This is a genomic window from Paraburkholderia sp. GAS448, assembly GCF_050435685.1.
In the GTDB taxonomy this organism is placed as follows: domain Bacteria; phylum Pseudomonadota; class Gammaproteobacteria; order Burkholderiales; family Burkholderiaceae; genus Paraburkholderia.
This window is the reverse complement of sequence record NZ_JBNDKT010000070.1, coordinates 1-18,261: the sequence shown is the minus strand read 5'-3', so window position 1 is coordinate 18,261 and position 18,261 is coordinate 1. Positions and strand designations below refer to the sequence as shown.

Below are 18,261 nucleotides of genomic sequence, written 5' to 3'. Positions count from 1 at the left end.
TGCGCCGATCGCGATGGAAGAAGGCCTGCGCTTCGCCATCCGTGAAGGTGGCCGTACCGTCGGCGCCGGTGTCGTCGCCAAGATCATCGAGTAAAGCCAGCTAGTTCTCGTTGATCGGTTGTTTCGGGGTTGGCGGTGTCGTCAGCCCCAAAATGGTTTAGGGGTATAGCTCAACTGGCAGAGCGTCGGTCTCCAAAACCGAAGGTTGGGGGTTCGATTCCCTCTGCCCCTGCCAACTCTCGCGCCGTATATGGCGCTCGTTAAGGTGTTATGGCGAATCCTTCCGTCGAAACTGTAAATACTTCCGGCGACAAGCTGATGCTCGTCGCGGGCGTATTGTTGGTCTTGGCCGGGTTCGTGGGGTTCTTCTGGCTCAGCGGTCAGGAATGGTACATCCGCGGCGCGGCACTGGCTGTTGGCGCGATTGCGGGTGCGGCAGTCGGTCTTGTGTCTGCTCCCGGCAAAGGGTTCATCGCATTCGCCAAGGACTCGTACAAGGAAGTCCGCAAGGTCGTCTGGCCGACTCGCAAAGAGGCGACTCAAACGACCTTGGTGGTATTCGGGTTCGTGCTCGTTATGGCGCTGTTTCTCTGGATTAGCGATAAATCCATTGAATGGGCGATTTTCTCGGTGATTCTGGGTTGGAAATGACATGAGTGATACTCCGGCATCCCCGAGCGGTAAGCGTTGGTACGTCGTGCACGCGTACTCAGGCATGGAGAAAAGCGTGCAGCGTGCGCTTCAGGAGCGCATTGAGCGCGCCGGCATGCAAGACAAATTTGGCCAGATTCTTGTCCCGACAGAAGAAGTCGTCGAGGTAAAGGGCGGTCACAAGTCGGTGACAGAACGCCGTTTCTTTCCGGGCTATGTGCTCGTCGAAATGGAAATGACCGACGAAACGTGGCATCTTGTAAAAAACACTGCAAAGGTGACCGGCTTTGTGGGCGGCGCACGCAACCGTCCGAGCCCGATTTCCCCTCGGGAAGTCGAGAAGATCATGTCGCAGATGCAGGAAGGCGTGGAGAAGCCGCGTCCAAAGACCCTGTTCGAAGTAGGCGAGATGATCCGCGTGAAGGATGGTCCGTTCACGGATTTCAATGGAAGCGTAGAAGAAGTGAATTACGAGAAGTCGCGCGTCCGTGTTTCCGTCACGATTTTCGGTCGCGCCACACCGGTGGAACTGGAATTCGGCCAAGTCGAGAAGTTGTAACCTAGGTTTTGCGGATCGTGCCACGTGGCCCGATCCGTCTTCGCGCTTACGGTCCGCGTAATGACCGTTGAGGAGCGCAAGTGACCCATCCGGCGAAAGCGCGTTACTACTCACCGAACGCGAACGCGTTCCAACGAGGTTTTCAAAATGGCAAAGAAAATCATCGGCTTTATCAAGCTGCAGATTCCTGCAGGTAAAGCCAACCCGTCGCCGCCGGTCGGTCCGGCCTTGGGTCAGCGTGGTCTGAACATCATGGAGTTCTGCAAGGCGTTCAACGCGCAGACTCAAGCAATGGAGCCGGGTCTTCCGATTCCGGTCGTGATCACCGCATTCGCGGACAAGAGCTTCACGTTTGTTCTTAAGACGCCACCGGCTACCGTGCTGATCAAGAAGGCAGCGAAGATCGACAAGGGCTCGAGCAAGCCGCATACCGACAAGGTTGGCAAGATCACCCGTGCGCAGGCTGAAGACATCGCCAAGACCAAGATGCCGGATCTCACGGCAGCTGATCTGGATGCAGCGGTCCGAACGATCGCTGGGAGCGCCCGCTCGATGGGCATCACCGTGGAGGGCGTGTAAATGGCTAAGCTTTCAAAGCGTCTGCAAGCATTTGCAAAAAAGGTGGACCGTCAGAAACTGTACGCGATCGACGAGGCTCTGTCGCTGGTGAAGGAATGCGCGAGCGCGAAGTTCGATGAGTCGATCGACGTCGCAGTGCAACTCGGCATCGATGCGAAGAAGTCGGACCAGGTCGTGCGTGGTTCGGTGGTTCTGCCGGCCGGAACGGGTAAGTCGGTCCGCGTCGCTGTGTTTGCGCAAGGCGAAAAGGCCGAGCAGGCTCGTGCCGCTGGCGCGGAAATCGTCGGCATGGAAGACCTCGCTGAACAGGTCAAGGCCGGTAACCTGAACTTCGATATCGTGATCGCTTCGCCGGACACGATGCGCGTTGTCGGTACGCTCGGTCAGATTCTCGGTCCCCGCGGCCTGATGCCGAACCCGAAGGTCGGCACGGTCACGCCGGACGTTGCGACTGCGGTGAAGAACGCCAAGGCTGGTCAGGTGCAATTCCGCGTCGACAAGGCAGGGATCATCCACGCGACCATCGGCCGCGCTTCGTTTGAACCGACTGCTCTGCGTACGAACCTGAACGCATTGGTCGACGCGCTGCAAAAGGCCAAGCCGGCTACGAGCAAGGGCGTGTACCTGCGTAAGGTCGCGCTGTCGAGCACGATGGGCGTGGGTGTTCGCGTCGATCAGGCTTCGCTGACCGCACAGTAAAAAGATTCTCTGCCCTGGCGCGAGCCTGGGCAGATTTAAGGGCTTTGGGCGGTCGTGAGATGGCAGGATGCATCGACCGACCGGTTATCAAAGACCGTTGGTGGGATCGCAGCAGGCAGGCGCTCCCTTAATGCAACGCCAACGCAGATGGCGAACCCGAAATAGTTTTGTAGTGGTGACGCCGGTTGTCGTCCGCAGCGATGCGAACACCCAGCTGGCCGAAATACTCCTGACACGTCGGACGCCGTTGTTGAACGCGGTACACAAGGCGCACGCTGCGTGTATCGAATCTGGAGGCTAACCGTGCCACTCAACAAAGAAAGTAAGCAGGCCGTCGTCGCTGAGGTTTCCGCGCAAGTCGCGAAAGCCCAGACCGTCGTTCTGGCTGAGTATCGTGGGATTGCGGTTGGCGATCTGACCAAGCTGCGCGCGAAAGCGCGCGAGCAACAGGTGTACCTGCGCGTGTTGAAGAACACGCTGGCGCGTCGCGCTGTCGAAGGTACTCCGTTCGCTCCGTTGGCTGAGCAGATGACCGGTCCGCTGATCTACGGCATCTCGGAAGATGCCATTGCTGCTGCGAAGGTTGTTAACGACTTCGCAAAGGGCAATGACAAGTTGGTCATCAAGGCTGGTGCCTACGAAGGCAAGGTGATGGACAAGGCTGGCGTGCAAGCGCTCGCCAACATCCCGAGTCGCGAGGAACTGCTCTCCAAGCTGCTGTTCGTTATGCAAGCACCTGTTTCCGGCTTTGCGCGCGCTCTCGCCGCGCTGGCAGAAAAGAAGCAGAGCGAAGCTGCTTAACGCATTTCAGTTGGGCGTAATTGATCGCTGGCTGTATCCGAATTCAAATTAGGAGTATTTCAAATGGCAATCGCAAAAGATGACATCCTCGAAGCCGTAGGCTCGATGTCGGTTCTGGAACTGAACGAACTGGTCAAGGCGTTCGAAGAAAAGTTTGGCGTGTCGGCAGCTGCTGTTGCAGTGGCAGGCCCGGCTGGCGGCGGCGCTGCTGCTGCAGTTGAAGAGCAAACCGAATTCACGGTCAACCTGACGGAAGTCGGCGCGAACAAGGTTTCGGTGATTAAGGCTGTCCGCGAACTGACGGGTCTCGGCCTGAAGGAAGCGAAGGACCTGGTCGACGGTGCACCGAAGCCTGTTAAGGAAGGTGTTGCCAAGGCTGCAGCTGAAGAAGCCAAGAAAAAGCTGGAAGAAGCAGGCGCGAAGGCTGAAATCAAGTAAGTTTCAGCGCGCTGTGCGAAGGCTGGCGGTTTTCCACCGCCGGCCTTTTTGTGCTTTGTGGGCGCGTCGTTTTTGCGTGGTTAATTCAGCAAGAACGTAGCCCTAGAAGCCAAAGAAAACCGCCTTTCGGTAATGTTGACTGGCGTTTCTCTTTGTCTTCTGAAGCGACTGCAGAAGGCAAGTTTGGTCGGGTAGCGGGCAACATAGGCATCCGCTGCCGTCAGCCAGCGGTTGGTAGCGGCCAACCACCAAGCTTCTAGGCTCGTTCAAGCCATCGGACGGCCATCGGGTCTCAGTCGGTGAACACTCGGGTTGTCTCATCAAGGTATCCTGCCTCGACAACAATGCCCGCCGTGATTCGGAGATCGTATGCAATATTCCTTCACCGAGAAGAAGCGTATTCGCAAGAGTTTTGCGAAGCGCCCCATCGTTCACCAGGTTCCTTTCCTGCTGGCTACCCAGCTTGAATCATTCAGCACGTTTCTGCAAGCAGACACGTCATCGACGCAACGCAAGCCGGAAGGTCTGCAAGCGGCGTTCACGTCGGTTTTCCCCATTGTTTCTCACAACGGCTTCGCTCGTCTAGAGTTCGTCAGCTACATGCTGTCGCCGCCGGCATTCAACATCAAGGAATGTCAGCAGCGGGGTTTGACGTACTGTTCGGCCCTGCGCGCGAAGGTACGTCTGGTTTTGCTCGACAAGGAATCGCCGAGCAAGCCGGTCGTCAAGGAAGTGAAGGAACAGGAAGTGTACATGGGCGAAATTCCGCTCATGACGCCGACCGGTTCGTTTGTCATCAACGGCACGGAGCGCGTGATCGTTTCGCAGCTGCACCGTTCACCGGGCGTGTTCTTCGAGCACGACAAGGGCAAGACGCACAGCTCGGGCAAACTGCTGTTCTCTGCACGTATCATTCCTTACCGCGGTTCGTGGCTCGATTTCGAGTTCGACCCGAAGGACGTGCTGTACTTCCGCGTCGACCGTCGCCGCAAGATGCCGGTCACGATCCTGCTGAAGGCCATCGGCCTCACACCGGAACAGATCCTCGCAAACTTCTTCGTCTTCGATAACTTCACGCTGATGCCGGAAGGCGCGCAGATGGAGTTCGTGCCGGAGCGTCTGCGTGGTGAAGTCGCGCGTTTCGACATTACGGATCGTGATGGGAACGTGATTGTCCAGAAGGATAAGCGGATCAACGCCAAGCACATTCGCGACCTCGAAAACGCGAAGACGAAATTCATTTCGGTTCCCGAAGATTATCTTCTCGGCCGCGTGCTCGCGAAAAACGTCGTCGACGGTGAAACCGGTGAAGTCATTGCGAACGCGAACGACGAAATCACCGAAACCGTTCTCGAAAAGCTGCGCGAAGCGAAGGTCAAGGATATCCAGACGCTGTATACGAACGATCTGGATCAAGGTCCGTACATTTCGTCGACGCTGCGCATCGACGAAACCGCAGACCGCATGGCTGCCCGCATTGCCATCTACCGCATGATGCGCCCGGGCGAACCGCCGACCGAAGAAGCGGTCGAGGCGCTGTTCAACCGTCTGTTCTATAGCGAAGACGCGTACGACCTGTCAAAGGTCGGCCGTATGAAGTTCAACCGCCGAGTCGGCCGTGACGAAATCGTTGGGCCAATGACGCTGCAGGATGACGACATCCTCGCGACGATCAAGATCCTCGTTGAACTGCGTAACGGCAAGGGCGAAGTCGACGACATCGATCACCTGGGCAACCGTCGTGTGCGTTGTGTAGGCGAACTGGCGGAAAACCAGTTCCGCGCCGGTCTCGTGCGCGTCGAGCGCGCGGTGAAGGAGCGGCTGGGTCAGGCTGAAAGCGAAAACCTGATGCCGCACGACCTGATCAACTCGAAGCCGATTTCGTCGGCGATCCGCGAGTTCTTCGGTTCGTCGCAGCTGTCGCAGTTCATGGACCAGACCAACCCGCTGTCGGAAATCACCCACAAGCGCCGTGTTTCGGCACTTGGCCCGGGCGGTCTGACGCGTGAGCGCGCTGGCTTTGAAGTCCGCGACGTGCACCCGACCCACTATGGCCGTGTGTGCCCGATTGAAACGCCGGAAGGTCCGAACATTGGCCTGATCAACTCGTTGGCACTGTATGCGCACCTGAACGAATACGGCTTCCTCGAAACGCCGTATCGCAAGGTGACGGACGGCAAGGTGACCGATCAGATCGATTACCTGTCGGCGATCGAAGAAGGCCGTTACGTGATCGCTCAGGCGAACGCGGCGGTGGCCGACGATGGCACGCTCACCGACGAACTGGTTTCGTCGCGTGAAGCGGGTGAAACGCTGATGGTTACACCGGACCGCATCCAGTACATGGACGTGGCGCCGTCGCAGATCGTGTCGGTGGCTGCATCGCTGATTCCGTTCCTCGAGCACGATGACGCGAACCGCGCATTGATGGGCTCGAACATGCAGCGTCAGGCTGTGCCGTGTCTGCGTCCTGAAAAGGCCGTGGTCGGTACGGGTATCGAACGCACGGTGGCGGTCGACTCGGGTACGACGGTTCAGGCATTCCGCGGCGGCGTCGTCGACTACGTCGATGCAGGCCGTATCGTGATTCGCGTGAACGACGACGAAGCAGTCGCCGGCGACGTGGGTGTCGATATCTATAACCTGATCAAGTACACGCGTTCGAACCAGAACACGAACATCAACCAGCGCCCGATCGTAAAGGTCGGCGATATCGTGTCGCGTGGCGACGTGCTGGCAGATGGTGCATCGACCGACCTCGGTGAACTGGCTCTCGGCCAGAACATGCTGGTCGCGTTCATGCCGTGGAACGGTTACAACTTCGAAGACTCGATCCTGATCTCCGAAAAGGTCGTGGCTGACGATCGTTACACGTCGATCCACATCGAAGAACTGAACGTCGTCGCTCGCGACACGAAGCTCGGACCGGAAGAAATCACGCGCGACATCTCGAACCTGGCCGAAGTACAACTCGGCCGTCTGGACGAGTCGGGCATCGTGTACATCGGTGCCGAAGTCGAAGCGGGCGACGTGCTGGTCGGCAAGGTCACGCCGAAGGGCGAAACCCAGCTGACGCCGGAAGAAAAGCTGCTGCGCGCGATCTTCGGCGAGAAGGCTTCGGACGTGAAGGATACGTCGCTGCGCGTGCCGTCGGGCATGAGCGGCACCGTGATCGACGTGCAGGTGTTCACGCGTGAAGGCATCCAGCGCGACAAGCGCGCGCAACAGATCATTGACGATGAACTGAAGCGTTATCGCCTCGACCTGAACGACCAGTTGCGTATCGTGGAAGGCGATGCGTTCCAGCGTCTCGCACGTATGCTCGACGGCAAGGTCGCGAACGGTGGTCCGAAGAAGCTCGCGAAGGGCACGAAGATCGAGCAGGCTTATCTGCAGGATCTGGATCACTACCACTGGTTCGACATCCGCCTCGCGGACGAAGAAGCAGCGGCACAGCTCGAAGCGATCAAGGACTCGATCGAACAGAAGCGTCACCAGTTCGACCTCGCCTTCGAAGAAAAGCGCAAGAAGCTCACGCAAGGCGACGAACTGCCGCCGGGCGTGCTGAAGATGGTCAAGGTGTATCTGGCTGTGAAGCGTCGCCTGCAGCCTGGCGACAAGATGGCCGGCCGTCACGGTAACAAGGGTGTGGTGTCGAAGATCGTGCCGATCGAAGACATGCCGTACATGGCCGATGGCCGTCCGGCTGACGTCGTGCTGAATCCGCTCGGCGTGCCGTCGCGGATGAACGTGGGTCAGGTTCTCGAAGTGCATCTGGGTTGGGCCGCGAAGGGTCTCGGCTGGCGTATCGGCGAAATGCTGCAGCGTCAGGCGAAGATTGCTGAACTGCGCGAATTCCTGACCAAGATCTACAACGAGTCGGGCCGCTCCGAAGAGTTGGACAGCTTCTCGGACGACGAAATCGTCGAACTGGCGAAGAATCTGCGCGAAGGCGTGCCGTTCGCGACACCGGTGTTCGACGGTGCGACCGAAGAAGAAATGTCGCGCGCGCTGGATCTGGCATTCCCGGACGACATCGCGAAGAACCTCGGCATGACGCCGTCGAAGAACCAGGTGCGCCTGTACGACGGTCGCACGGGTGAAGCGTTCGAGCGTACGGTCACGGTCGGCTACATGCACTACCTGAAACTGCACCACCTGGTCGACGACAAGATGCACGCGCGTTCGACTGGACCGTACTCGCTCGTGACGCAGCAGCCGTTGGGCGGTAAGGCGCAGTTCGGTGGCCAGCGTTTCGGTGAAATGGAAGTGTGGGCGCTCGAAGCGTACGGCGCATCGTATGTGCTGCAGGAAATGCTGACGGTGAAGTCGGACGACGTGACAGGCCGGACCAAGGTGTACGAGAACCTGGTCAAGGGCGATCACGTGATCGACGCTGGCATGCCGGAATCCTTCAACGTGTTGGTGAAGGAAATCCGCTCGCTCGGTATCGACATCGACCTCGACCGCAACTAATCGGACTACGGAGAGAAGGCAATGAAAGCTCTGCTCGATCTATTCAAGCAAGTCCAACAAGAAGAAGTTTTTGACGCGATCAAGATCGGTCTGGCCTCGCCGGACAAGATCCGTTCGTGGTCGTTCGGTGAAGTCAAGAAGCCGGAAACCATCAACTACCGCACGTTCAAACCGGAACGCGATGGTCTGTTCTGCGCGAAGATCTTTGGGCCGATCAAGGACTACGAATGTCTGTGCGGCAAGTACAAGCGCCTGAAGCACCGTGGCGTGATCTGCGAAAAGTGCGGCGTTGAAGTGACGCTCGCGAAGGTGCGTCGCGAACGGATGGGTCACATCGAACTGGCCTCGCCAGTTGCGCACATCTGGTTCCTGAAGTCGCTGCCGTCGCGTCTGGGCATGGTGCTCGACATGACGTTGCGCGACATCGAACGCGTGCTGTACTTCGAAGCATATGTGGTGATCGATCCGGGCATGACGCCGCTGAAAGCGCGGCAGATCATGACCGAAGAGGATTACTACAACAAGGTCGAAGAATACGGTGATGAATTCCGTGCGGAAATGGGCGCGGAAGGCGTGCGCGAACTGCTGCGCGCGATCAACATCGACGAGCAGGTCGAACTGCTTCGCACGGAACTGAAGAACACCGGTTCGGAAGCGAAGATCAAGAAGTACGCTAAGCGCCTGAAGGTGCTCGAGGCTTTCCAGCGTTCGGGCATCAAGCCTGACTGGATGGTGCTCGAAGTGCTGCCGGTGCTGCCGCCCGAACTGCGTCCGCTGGTGCCGCTCGACGGCGGCCGTTTCGCGACGTCCGACCTGAACGACCTGTATCGTCGCGTGATCAACCGTAACAACCGGTTGAAGCGTCTGCTCGAACTGAAGGCGCCTGAAATCATCGTCCGCAACGAAAAGCGGATGCTGCAGGAAGCCGTCGATTCGCTGCTCGACAACGGTCGTCGCGGCAAGGCGATGACGGGCGCAAACAAGCGTCCGCTGAAGTCGCTCGCCGACATGATCAAGGGTAAGGGCGGTCGTTTCCGTCAGAACCTGCTGGGCAAGCGCGTCGACTACTCGGGCCGTTCGGTCATCGTGGTCGGCCCGACGCTGAAGCTTCATCAGTGCGGTCTGCCAAAGCTGATGGCGCTCGAACTGTTCAAGCCGTTCATCTTCAACAAGCTGGAAGTGATGGGCGTCGCAACGACCATCAAGGCTGCGAAGAAGGAAGTCGAGAACCAGACGCCGGTCGTGTGGGACATCCTCGAAGAGGTGATCCGCGAACATCCGGTGATGCTGAACCGCGCGCCGACGCTGCACCGTCTTGGCATTCAGGCTTTCGAGCCGGTGCTGATCGAAGGCAAGGCTATCCAGCTGCACCCGCTCGTCTGCGCGGCGTTCAACGCCGACTTCGACGGTGACCAGATGGCTGTTCACGTGCCGCTGTCGCTCGAAGCGCAGATGGAAGCGCGCACGCTGATGCTGGCGTCGAACAACGTCCTGTTCCCGGCCAACGGCGATCCGTCGATCGTGCCGTCGCAGGATATTGTGCTCGGCCTGTACTACGCGACGCGTGAAGCTGTGAACGCCAAGGGCGAAGGCCTGACGTTCACCGGCGTGTCCGAAGTGCTGCGTGCGTACGAAAACAAGGAAGTCGAGCTGGCCTCACGCGTCAACGTTCGGATCACGGAAATGGTCCATAACGAAGACACGTCCGAAGGTGCGCCGAAGTTCGTGCCGAAGATCACACTGTACGCGACCACCGTCGGCCGTTCGATCCTCTCCGAAATTCTGCCGCCGGGCCTGCCGTTCTCGGTGCTGAACAAGCCGCTGAAGAAGAAGGAAATCTCGCGACTCATCAACACGGCATTCCGCAAGTGCGGTCTGCGCGAAACGGTGATTTTCGCCGACCAGTTGATGCAGTCGGGTTTCCGTCTGGCAACGCGCGCCGGTATTTCGATCTGTGTTGACGACATGCTCGTGCCGCCGCAGAAGGAAACGATCGTCGGCGATGCGGCGAAGAAGGTGAAGGAATACGACCGTCAGTACATGTCGGGTCTCGTCACCGCGCAGGAGCGCTACAACAACGTGGTCGACATCTGGTCGGCAACGTCTGAAGCGGTCGGCAAGGCGATGATGGAGCAGCTGTCGACGGAGCCGGTGACGGACCGCGACGGCAACGAGACGCGTCAGGAGTCGTTTAACTCCATCTACATGATGGCCGACTCGGGCGCGCGGGGTTCCGCAGTCCAGATCCGTCAGCTGGCCGGTATGCGTGGCCTGATGGCGAAGCCGGACGGCTCGATCATCGAGACGCCGATTACGGCGAACTTCCGCGAAGGTCTGAACGTGTTGCAGTACTTCATCTCGACCCACGGTGCACGTAAGGGTCTGGCTGATACGGCACTGAAGACGGCGAACTCGGGTTACCTGACGCGTCGTCTCGTCGACGTCACGCAGGATCTCGTCGTGGTCGAAGACGATTGCGGTACGTCAAACGGCGTAGCGATGAAGGCCCTGGTCGAAGGCGGTGAAGTTGTCGAAGCGCTTCGTGACCGTATCCTCGGTCGCGTTGCGGTGGCCGACGTCGTCAATCCGGAAACGCAGGAAACGCTGTACGAATCGGGCACGCTGCTCGACGAAGACGCTGTGGAAGAAATCGAACGCCTCGGCATCGATGAAGTGCGCGTGCGCACGCCGCTTACCTGTGAAACGCGTTATGGTCTGTGCGCAGCCTGCTACGGTCGCGACCTGGGCCGCGGCTCGTCAGTCAACGTCGGTGAAGCAGTCGGCGTGATCGCTGCGCAGTCGATTGGTGAACCGGGCACGCAGCTGACGATGCGTACGTTCCACATCGGTGGTGCGGCATCGCGTGCGGCAGTGGCTTCGTCGGTTGAAGCCAAGTCGAACGGTACGGTCCGTTTCACGTCGACGATGCGTTACGTGACGAATGCGAAGGGCGAGCAGATCGTCATCTCGCGTTCAGGCGAAGCGATGATCACCGACGATCACGGCCGTGAGCGTGAACGCCACAAGGTCCCGTACGGTGCGACGCTGCTGCAGCTCGACGGTGCGCAGATCAAGGCAGGCACGCAGCTGGCCACGTGGGATCCGATGACGCGTCCGATCATCACCGAGTATGGCGGTACGGTGAAGTTCGAAAACGTCGAGGAAGGCGTGACGGTCGCCAAGCAGATCGACGACGTGACGGGTCTTTCGACGCTCGTCGTGATCGACGTGAAGCGCCGCGGTTCGCAGGCCTCGAAGAGCGTGCGTCCGCAGGTGAAACTGCTCGACGCGAACGGCGAGGAAGTGAAGATTCCGAACACCGAGCACTCGGTGCAGATCGGCTTCCAGGTCGGCGCTCTGATCACGGTAAAGGACGGTCAGCAGGTGCAGGTCGGTGAAGTGCTCGCACGTATCCCGACTGAATCGCAGAAGACGCGTGACATTACCGGTGGTCTGCCGCGCGTGGCGGAACTGTTCGAAGCACGTTCGCCGAAGGACGCCGGCATTCTCGCGGAAGTCACGGGTACGACGTCGTTCGGCAAGGACACGAAGGGCAAGCAGCGTCTCGTTATCACGGACCTCGAGGGCAACCAGCACGAGTTCCTGATTGCGAAGGAAAAGCAGGTTCTGGTGCACGATGGTCAGGTCGTCAACAAGGGCGAAATGATCGTCGACGGGCCGGCGGATCCGCACGACATCCTGCGTCTGCAGGGTGTTGAAGCGCTGTCGCGTTACATCGTGGACGAAGTGCAGGACGTGTATCGTCTGCAGGGCGTGAAGATCAATGACAAGCACATTGAAGTGATCGTGCGTCAGATGTTGCGTCGCGTGCAGATCGTGGACAACGGCGATACGCGTTTCATCCCGGGCGAACAGGTCGAGCGGTCGGACATGCTCGACGAAAACGATCGGATGATCGCGGAAGACAAGCGTCCGGCGACGTACGAAAACGTACTGCTCGGTATCACGAAGGCGTCGCTGTCGACCGATTCGTTCATCTCCGCGGCATCGTTCCAGGAAACGACCCGCGTGCTGACCGAAGCGGCGATCATGGGCAAGCGCGACGATCTGCGTGGCCTGAAGGAAAACGTGATCGTCGGCCGTCTGATTCCGGCCGGTACGGGTCTCGCGTTCCACAAGGCACGCAAGAGCAAGGAGCTTTCCGACCGCGAGCGTTTCGACCAGATCGCGGCCGAAGAGGCCTTCGAGTTTGGTACACCGGAAACCCCGGCGGCCGAACAGCAGCACTCCGGCGAGTAAGTCCGGGCGGCGCAAGCCGCCTGGCCTCACCAGCCAGCGAAGCCGCTCAGTTTCGACTGAGCGGCTTTTTTTATGCCCGCTTTTGCTCCCGTTTATCGGCCAGTTGGCTAACGTTCGCACGACGTGCGGGCGGGAGCCAAATGCGTTGGTAAAATCCGCCTCATCGGCAATTGGTTGACTCCTTCCTATTTCATGTCCCGCTCCCTCGAAATTCTTAACGAAGTTTTTGGTTACCCCGCATTCCGAGGGCAGCAGGGTGAGATCGTCGAACATGTCGCGGCCGGCGGAGATTCGCTCGTTCTGATGCCGACGGGTGGCGGCAAATCGCTCTGCTACCAGATTCCGTCACTGGTTCGCCGCGAGGCGGGGCTGGGCGCCGGTATTGTCGTGTCGCCACTCATCGCACTGATGCAGGATCAAGTCGCGGCGCTCACTGAAGTCGGCGTGCGAGCGGCTTACCTCAATTCAACGCTGTCCGGTGCCGAGGCGGCCGCCACAGAGCGAGCGTTGCGCGAGGGTGAGATCGATCTGCTCTACGTTGCACCAGAGCGTTTGATGACGCCGCGCTTTCTTGAATTGCTCGAGCGGGCGCGCATTGGACTGTTCGCGATCGACGAAGCCCATTGCGTGTCGCAATGGGGACACGATTTCCGGCCTGAATACATTCAGTTGTCGGTGCTGCATGAGCGGTTTCCGGCGGTGCCGCGTATTGCGCTGACTGCCACAGCAGACGCGATTACGCGCGAAGAGATCGTGCAGCGTCTCGCGCTGGAGGACGCCCGAATCTTCGTGTCCAGCTTCGATCGGCCAAACATCCGATACCGGATCGCGGAAAAGGACAACGCGCGTGCGCAGTTGCTGGACTTCATTCGCGCGGAACATTCGAAGCCAGACGGAACGACCGACGCTGGCGTCGTCTACTGTCTGTCGCGCCGCAAGGTGGAGGAAACCGCCGACTGGTTGAAGGGGCAGGGCGTGCGCGCGTTGCCCTATCACGCCGGAATGGAGTTCGAAATCCGTCAGAAACACCAGGAGATGTTCCAGCGGGAAGAGGGGATCGTCATGTGTGCAACGATCGCTTTTGGTATGGGTATCGACAAACCCGACGTTCGTTTCGTCGCGCATCTGGATCTGCCGAAGAGCGTCGAAGGCTACTACCAGGAAACCGGCCGCGCCGGTCGCGACGGTATGCCGGCGAACGCCTGGATGTCGTACGGTCTCGGGGATGTCGTGCAGCAGCGCAAGATGATCGACGAATCCGACGCTGACGATGCCCACAAGCGCGTTCAGACCGGCAAGCTGGACGCGTTGCTCGGTTTGTGCGAAACGGCATCGTGCCGGCGGGTGCGTCTGCTCGCCTATTTCGGTGAATCGAGTCAGCCCTGCGGCAACTGCGATACTTGCCTTGAGCCGCCGGCCGCATGGGACGCGACACGTGAAGCGCAGATGGCCCTTTCGTGCGTATTCCGGGCGCAGCGCGCGAGCGGTTTCCATTTCGGCGCCGGCCACCTGATCGACATCCTGCGCGGGAATCGCAGTGAGAAGATTCTGCAGCGCGGACACGACCAGCTGAGTACATTTGGTATCGGCGCGGCGCTTTCGGAACCGGAATGGCGTGCCGTCTTCCGGCAACTGGTCGCATTCGGTTTTCTGACAGTGGATCACGAGGGCTACGGCTCCCTTGTGCTCACCGAGGCGAGCAAAGCGGTACTGAAGGGTGAACAGAAGGTCACCCTGCGCCGCTACGTAAAGCCTGTCCGGACCCGCCAGTCGTCGGGCCGTACAAGTGAACGCGCCGATCCGACGCTCGGCATGGGCCCGCGCGAGCGAGCCCGCTGGGAGCGACTACGCGCATGGCGGACCGAAACCGCCAAAAGCGACGGTGTGCCCGCTTACGTGATTTTTCACGATGCCACGCTCGCTGAAATCGCGCGCAGCGATCCGGGAACGATAGATGATTTGCGCCACATTCCGGGTATGGGCGCTCGCAAACTCGACCGGTTCGGTGAGGAATTGCTCGAAGTCGTCGGCGCCGATTGACACGGACCAGCTACCGGCGGAGGCGCAAATCCTCGCAAGCTGTTGACTCCCTTAGCATTTTCGGAATATCATGCTAGGTTCCGGTTCTTGGAATGCTTGGACGCGAAGTCAATTCGCAGCATGCGTGCGGGGATCGGAGTTCGATGCGCAGTCGTTTCTGCTTTGCCCGGAAACAGATGCGTCGATTTTGTTCAATTTCAGGAATAAACAATGCCAACCATCAATCAACTGGTTCGCAAAGGCCGCGCTTCGGAAACAGTGAAGAGCAAGAGCCCGGCTTTGCAGGACTGCCCCCAGCGTCGCGGCGTGTGCACCCGTGTGTACACCACGACGCCGAAGAAGCCGAACTCGGCACTTCGTAAGGTCGCCAAGGTGCGTCTGACGAACGGCTTCGAAGTGATTTCGTACATCGGTGGTGAAGGCCACAACCTGCAGGAACACTCGGTCGTGCTGATTCGCGGCGGCCGTGTGAAGGACTTGCCGGGTGTGCGTTACCACATGGTTCGCGGCTCGCTGGATACCCAGGGCGTCAAGGATCGTAAGCAGGCTCGCTCGAAGTACGGTGCGAAGCGTGCCAAGGCCGGCAAGTAAGCTGCCGGTCAGAAGTTTCAAGTCGCCTGAAAGGGCGGTAATGGCGGTGGTGCCGGATTCGCCGGTGCTGTCGAGTAAGTGGTCACCCGACCAGGCTGGTAAGTCGTAAGAGATGAATCGGGTTAGTTGGTGGCCGCGGGGCTGAAATAGCTCCAACTGAAAAGGTAAAGGAAGAAACATGCCGCGTCGTCGCGAAGTTCCCAAGCGGGAAGTGTTGCCGGATCCGAAGTTCGGTAACGTAGATGTAGCCAAGTTCATGAATGTGCTGATGCTCTCCGGCAAGAAGTCGGTTGCCGAGCGTATCGTGTACGGCGCTTTTGAACAGATCCAGACCAAGGGTGGCAAGGACCCGCTGGAAGTGTTCACGGTAGCGCTCAACAACGTGAAGCCGGTGGTCGAAGTGAAGAGCCGTCGCGTTGGTGGTGCGAACTATCAGGTTCCGGTCGAAGTGCGTCCGTCGCGTCGTATGGCATTGGCGATGCGTTGGCTGCGCGAGGCTGCGAAAAAGCGCAGCGAGAAGTCGATGGCCCTGCGTCTGGCAGGTGAACTGAGCGAAGCGGCCGAAGGCCGTGGTGGCGCGATGAAGAAGCGCGACGAAGTTCACCGGATGGCAGAAGCCAACAAGGCGTTCTCGCACTTCCGTTTCTAAGTGTCCCGGCCCCGGGTTAGCTGAAGGAATCGGAAAGAAATTCCGGGCGGGTGCGCTTACAAAGCGCCTCGCCCGTTTGTGTTACAGCGCGATGAGTATCTTTTCGCATCGCGCCATCCCAATAGAGGATCAAAGTGGCTCGCAAGACACCTATCGAGCGCTACCGCAATATCGGTATTAGCGCTCACATCGACGCCGGCAAAACGACGACGACCGAGCGCATCCTGTTCTACACCGGCGTGAACCACAAGATTGGTGAAGTGCACGACGGCGCAGCAACAATGGACTGGATGGAGCAGGAGCAGGAGCGTGGTATTACCATCACGTCCGCTGCTACGACCGCCTTCTGGAAGGGCATGGCAGGCGATCGCGCTGAACACCGCATCAACATCATCGACACCCCGGGCCACGTTGACTTCACGATTGAAGTGGAGCGCTCGATGCGCGTGCTCGATGGCGCATGCATGGTGTACTGCGCAGTGGGCGGCGTGCAACCGCAGTCGGAAACCGTGTGGCGCCAGGCAAACAAGTACAAGGTTCCCCGCCTCGCATTCATCAACAAGATGGACCGTACCGGCGCGAACTTCTTCAAGGTCTACGACCAGCTGAAGCTGCGTCTGAAGGCGAACCCGGTTCCGGTCGTGGTGCCTATCGGCGCTGAAGAAACGTTCACGGGCGTCGTTGATCTGCTAAAAATGAAAGCGATCATTTGGGACGAAGCGTCCCAAGGCACGAAGTTCTCGTACGAAGAGATTCCGGCGGAACTCGTCGACTCGTGCAATGAATGGCGTGAAAAGATGGTCGAAGCTGCGGCTGAGTCGAGCGAAGATCTGATGAACAAGTACCTCGAGTCGGGTGAGCTGACGGAGGAGGAAATCATCAAGGGTTTGCGCGACCGGACGATCGCTTGCGAAATCCAGCCGATGCTGTGCGGCACCGCCTTCAAGAACAAGGGCGTGCAACGGATGCTGGATGCCGTGCTCGATTTCCTGCCGTCGCCGATTGACATCCCGCCGGTTACCGGCGAACTCGAAAACGGTGAAAAGGGTGAGCGCCGCGCTGCTGACGACGAAAAGTTCGCGGCACTGGCATTCAAGATCATGACCGACCCGTTCGTCGGTCAGCTGATCTTCTTCCGCGTGTATTCCGGCGTCGTTAATTCTGGCGACACCGTGCTGAACGCGACGAAGGACAAGAAGGAGCGTCTGGGTCGTATTCTGCAGATGCACGCAAACCAGCGCGAAGAAATCAAGGAAGTGCGCGCAGGCGACATCGCTGCGGCAGTTGGCCTGAAGGACGCGACCACCGGCGACACGCTGTGCGATCCGCAAAACCCGATCGTGCTCGAACGCATGATTTTCCCGGAACCGGTGATTTCGCAGGCTGTTGAGCCGAAGACGAAGCCGGACCAGGAAAAAATGGGTCTGGCGCTCAATCGTCTGGCTCAGGAAGATCCATCGTTCCGCGTTCAAACCGACGAGGAATCGGGGCAAACCATTATTTCGGGCATGGGCGAGCTGCACCTCGAAATTCTGGTCGACCGGATGAAGCGTGAGTTCGGCGTCGAAGCGACGGTCGGCAAGCCGCAGGTGGCTTACCGCGAAACGATCCGCAGCAAGGCGGAAGACGTCGACGGCAAATTCGTCAAGCAGTCGGGTGGTCGCGGCCAGTATGGCCACGCGGTCATCACGCTGGAGCCGAACGAGCAAGGCAAGGGCTACGAGTTCCTGGACGAAATCAAGGGCGGTGTGATTCCGCGTGAATACATCCCGGCAGTCGACAAGGGTATCCAGGAAACGCTGAAGGCTGGCGTGCTGGCAGGCTTCCCAGTCGTTGACGTGAAGGTTCACCTGACGTTCGGCTCGTACCACGATGTTGACTCGAACGAAAACGCGTTCCGCATGGCCGGTTCGATGGCGTTCAAGGAAGCAATGCGCAAGGCGAGCCCGGTTATTCTCGAGCCGATGATGGCCGTCGAGGTCGAAACGCCGGAAGACTACATGGGCAACGTGATGGGCGACCTGTCGGGTCGTCGCGGTATCGTTCAGGGCATGGACGACATGGTTGGCGGCGGCAAGATCGTCCGCGCAGAAGTACCGCTGTCGGAAATGTTCGGCTACTCGACGTCGCTGCGTTCGTTGACGCAGGGTCGTGCGACGTACACGATGGAGTTCAAGCACTACTCCGAAGCGCCGCGTAACGTCTCCGAAGCGATCATCAACGCGAAGTCGAAGTAAGCAGGCGACACGTCACATCCCATTCAACTTTTTTGAAAGAAGAGAAACATGGCTAAAGGTAAATTCGAGCGGACCAAGCCGCACGTGAACGTCGGCACGATTGGTCACGTTGACCACGGCAAGACCACGCTGACGGCAGCGATCACGACGGTTCTGACCGCGAAGTTCGGCGGTGAAGCGAAGGCATACGACCAGATCGACGCGGCGCCGGAAGAAAAGGCACGCGGTATCACGATCAACACGGCGCACGTGGAATACGAAACGGCGAACCGCCACTATGC

13 protein-coding genes, 1 tRNA gene and 1 pseudogene are annotated in these 18,261 nt (G+C 59.1%); all 15 read left to right on the top strand.

Translation table 11 applies throughout. From position 1 onward, the window contains the following. A pseudogene (locus P3T23_RS45040) lies at window positions 1-94 on the top strand (elongation factor Tu); the annotation flags it as partial. 65 nt (window positions 95-159) lie between these two features. Next, a tRNA-Trp gene (locus tag P3T23_RS45035) sits at window positions 160-235 on the top strand. Window positions 236-270: 35 nt separating this feature from the next. Next, window positions 271-651 (top strand): preprotein translocase subunit SecE, encoded by a 381-nt coding sequence (secE, locus tag P3T23_RS45030; RefSeq protein ID WP_429322483.1) that lies wholly within the window; start codon window positions 271-273, stop codon window positions 649-651. A gap of 1 nt (window position 652) precedes the next feature. Continuing rightward, window positions 653-1,210 (top strand): transcription termination/antitermination protein NusG, encoded by a 558-nt coding sequence (gene nusG, locus P3T23_RS45025; protein ID WP_133651182.1) that lies wholly within the window; start codon window positions 653-655, stop codon window positions 1,208-1,210. 147 nt (window positions 1,211-1,357) lie between these two features. Continuing rightward, window positions 1,358-1,789 (top strand): 50S ribosomal protein L11, encoded by a 432-nt coding sequence (gene rplK, locus P3T23_RS45020; RefSeq protein WP_042329781.1) that lies wholly within the window; start codon window positions 1,358-1,360, stop codon window positions 1,787-1,789. Next, on the top strand, window positions 1,790-2,488 hold the full coding sequence (gene rplA, locus P3T23_RS45015) for a 50S ribosomal protein L1 (RefSeq protein ID WP_429322482.1): 699 nt from the start codon (window positions 1,790-1,792) through the stop codon (window positions 2,486-2,488). A 303-nt stretch (window positions 2,489-2,791) separates the two neighbouring features. Continuing rightward, window positions 2,792-3,289, top strand: coding sequence for a 50S ribosomal protein L10 (gene rplJ / locus P3T23_RS45010; protein WP_133661219.1), 498 nt, complete (start codon window positions 2,792-2,794; stop codon window positions 3,287-3,289). A gap of 63 nt (window positions 3,290-3,352) precedes the next feature. Beyond that, window positions 3,353-3,727: a 50S ribosomal protein L7/L12 gene (rplL, locus tag P3T23_RS45005; protein WP_133661218.1), complete on the top strand. Its 375-nt coding sequence runs from the start codon at window positions 3,353-3,355 to the stop codon at window positions 3,725-3,727. A 369-nt stretch (window positions 3,728-4,096) separates the two neighbouring features. Continuing rightward, window positions 4,097-8,203: a DNA-directed RNA polymerase subunit beta gene (rpoB, locus tag P3T23_RS45000; RefSeq protein ID WP_429322481.1), complete on the top strand. Its 4,107-nt coding sequence runs from the start codon at window positions 4,097-4,099 to the stop codon at window positions 8,201-8,203. Window positions 8,204-8,224: 21 nt separating this feature from the next. Beyond that, window positions 8,225-12,463, top strand: coding sequence for a DNA-directed RNA polymerase subunit beta' (gene rpoC / locus P3T23_RS44995; protein ID WP_429322480.1), 4,239 nt, complete (start codon window positions 8,225-8,227; stop codon window positions 12,461-12,463). Window positions 12,464-12,655: 192 nt separating this feature from the next. Next, window positions 12,656-14,503, top strand: a complete 1,848-nt coding sequence (recQ, locus tag P3T23_RS44990; protein ID WP_429322484.1) for a DNA helicase RecQ — start codon at window positions 12,656-12,658, stop codon at window positions 14,501-14,503. A 210-nt stretch (window positions 14,504-14,713) separates the two neighbouring features. Further along, complete coding sequence (gene rpsL, locus P3T23_RS44985) at window positions 14,714-15,094, top strand: 30S ribosomal protein S12 (protein WP_035935550.1); 381 nt, start codon at window positions 14,714-14,716, stop codon at window positions 15,092-15,094. Window positions 15,095-15,272: 178 nt separating this feature from the next. Further along, a complete protein-coding gene (gene rpsG / locus P3T23_RS44980; protein ID WP_006053291.1) occupies window positions 15,273-15,743 on the top strand; it encodes a 30S ribosomal protein S7 in 471 nt (156 codons plus the stop codon). A gap of 134 nt (window positions 15,744-15,877) precedes the next feature. After that, window positions 15,878-17,980 (top strand): elongation factor G, encoded by a 2,103-nt coding sequence (gene fusA, locus P3T23_RS44975; protein WP_429322479.1) that lies wholly within the window; start codon window positions 15,878-15,880, stop codon window positions 17,978-17,980. A gap of 48 nt (window positions 17,981-18,028) precedes the next feature. Continuing rightward, window positions 18,029-18,261 (top strand): GTP-binding protein (locus P3T23_RS44970; RefSeq protein ID WP_429322478.1); only part of this gene is annotated, 233 nt, incomplete at its 3' end.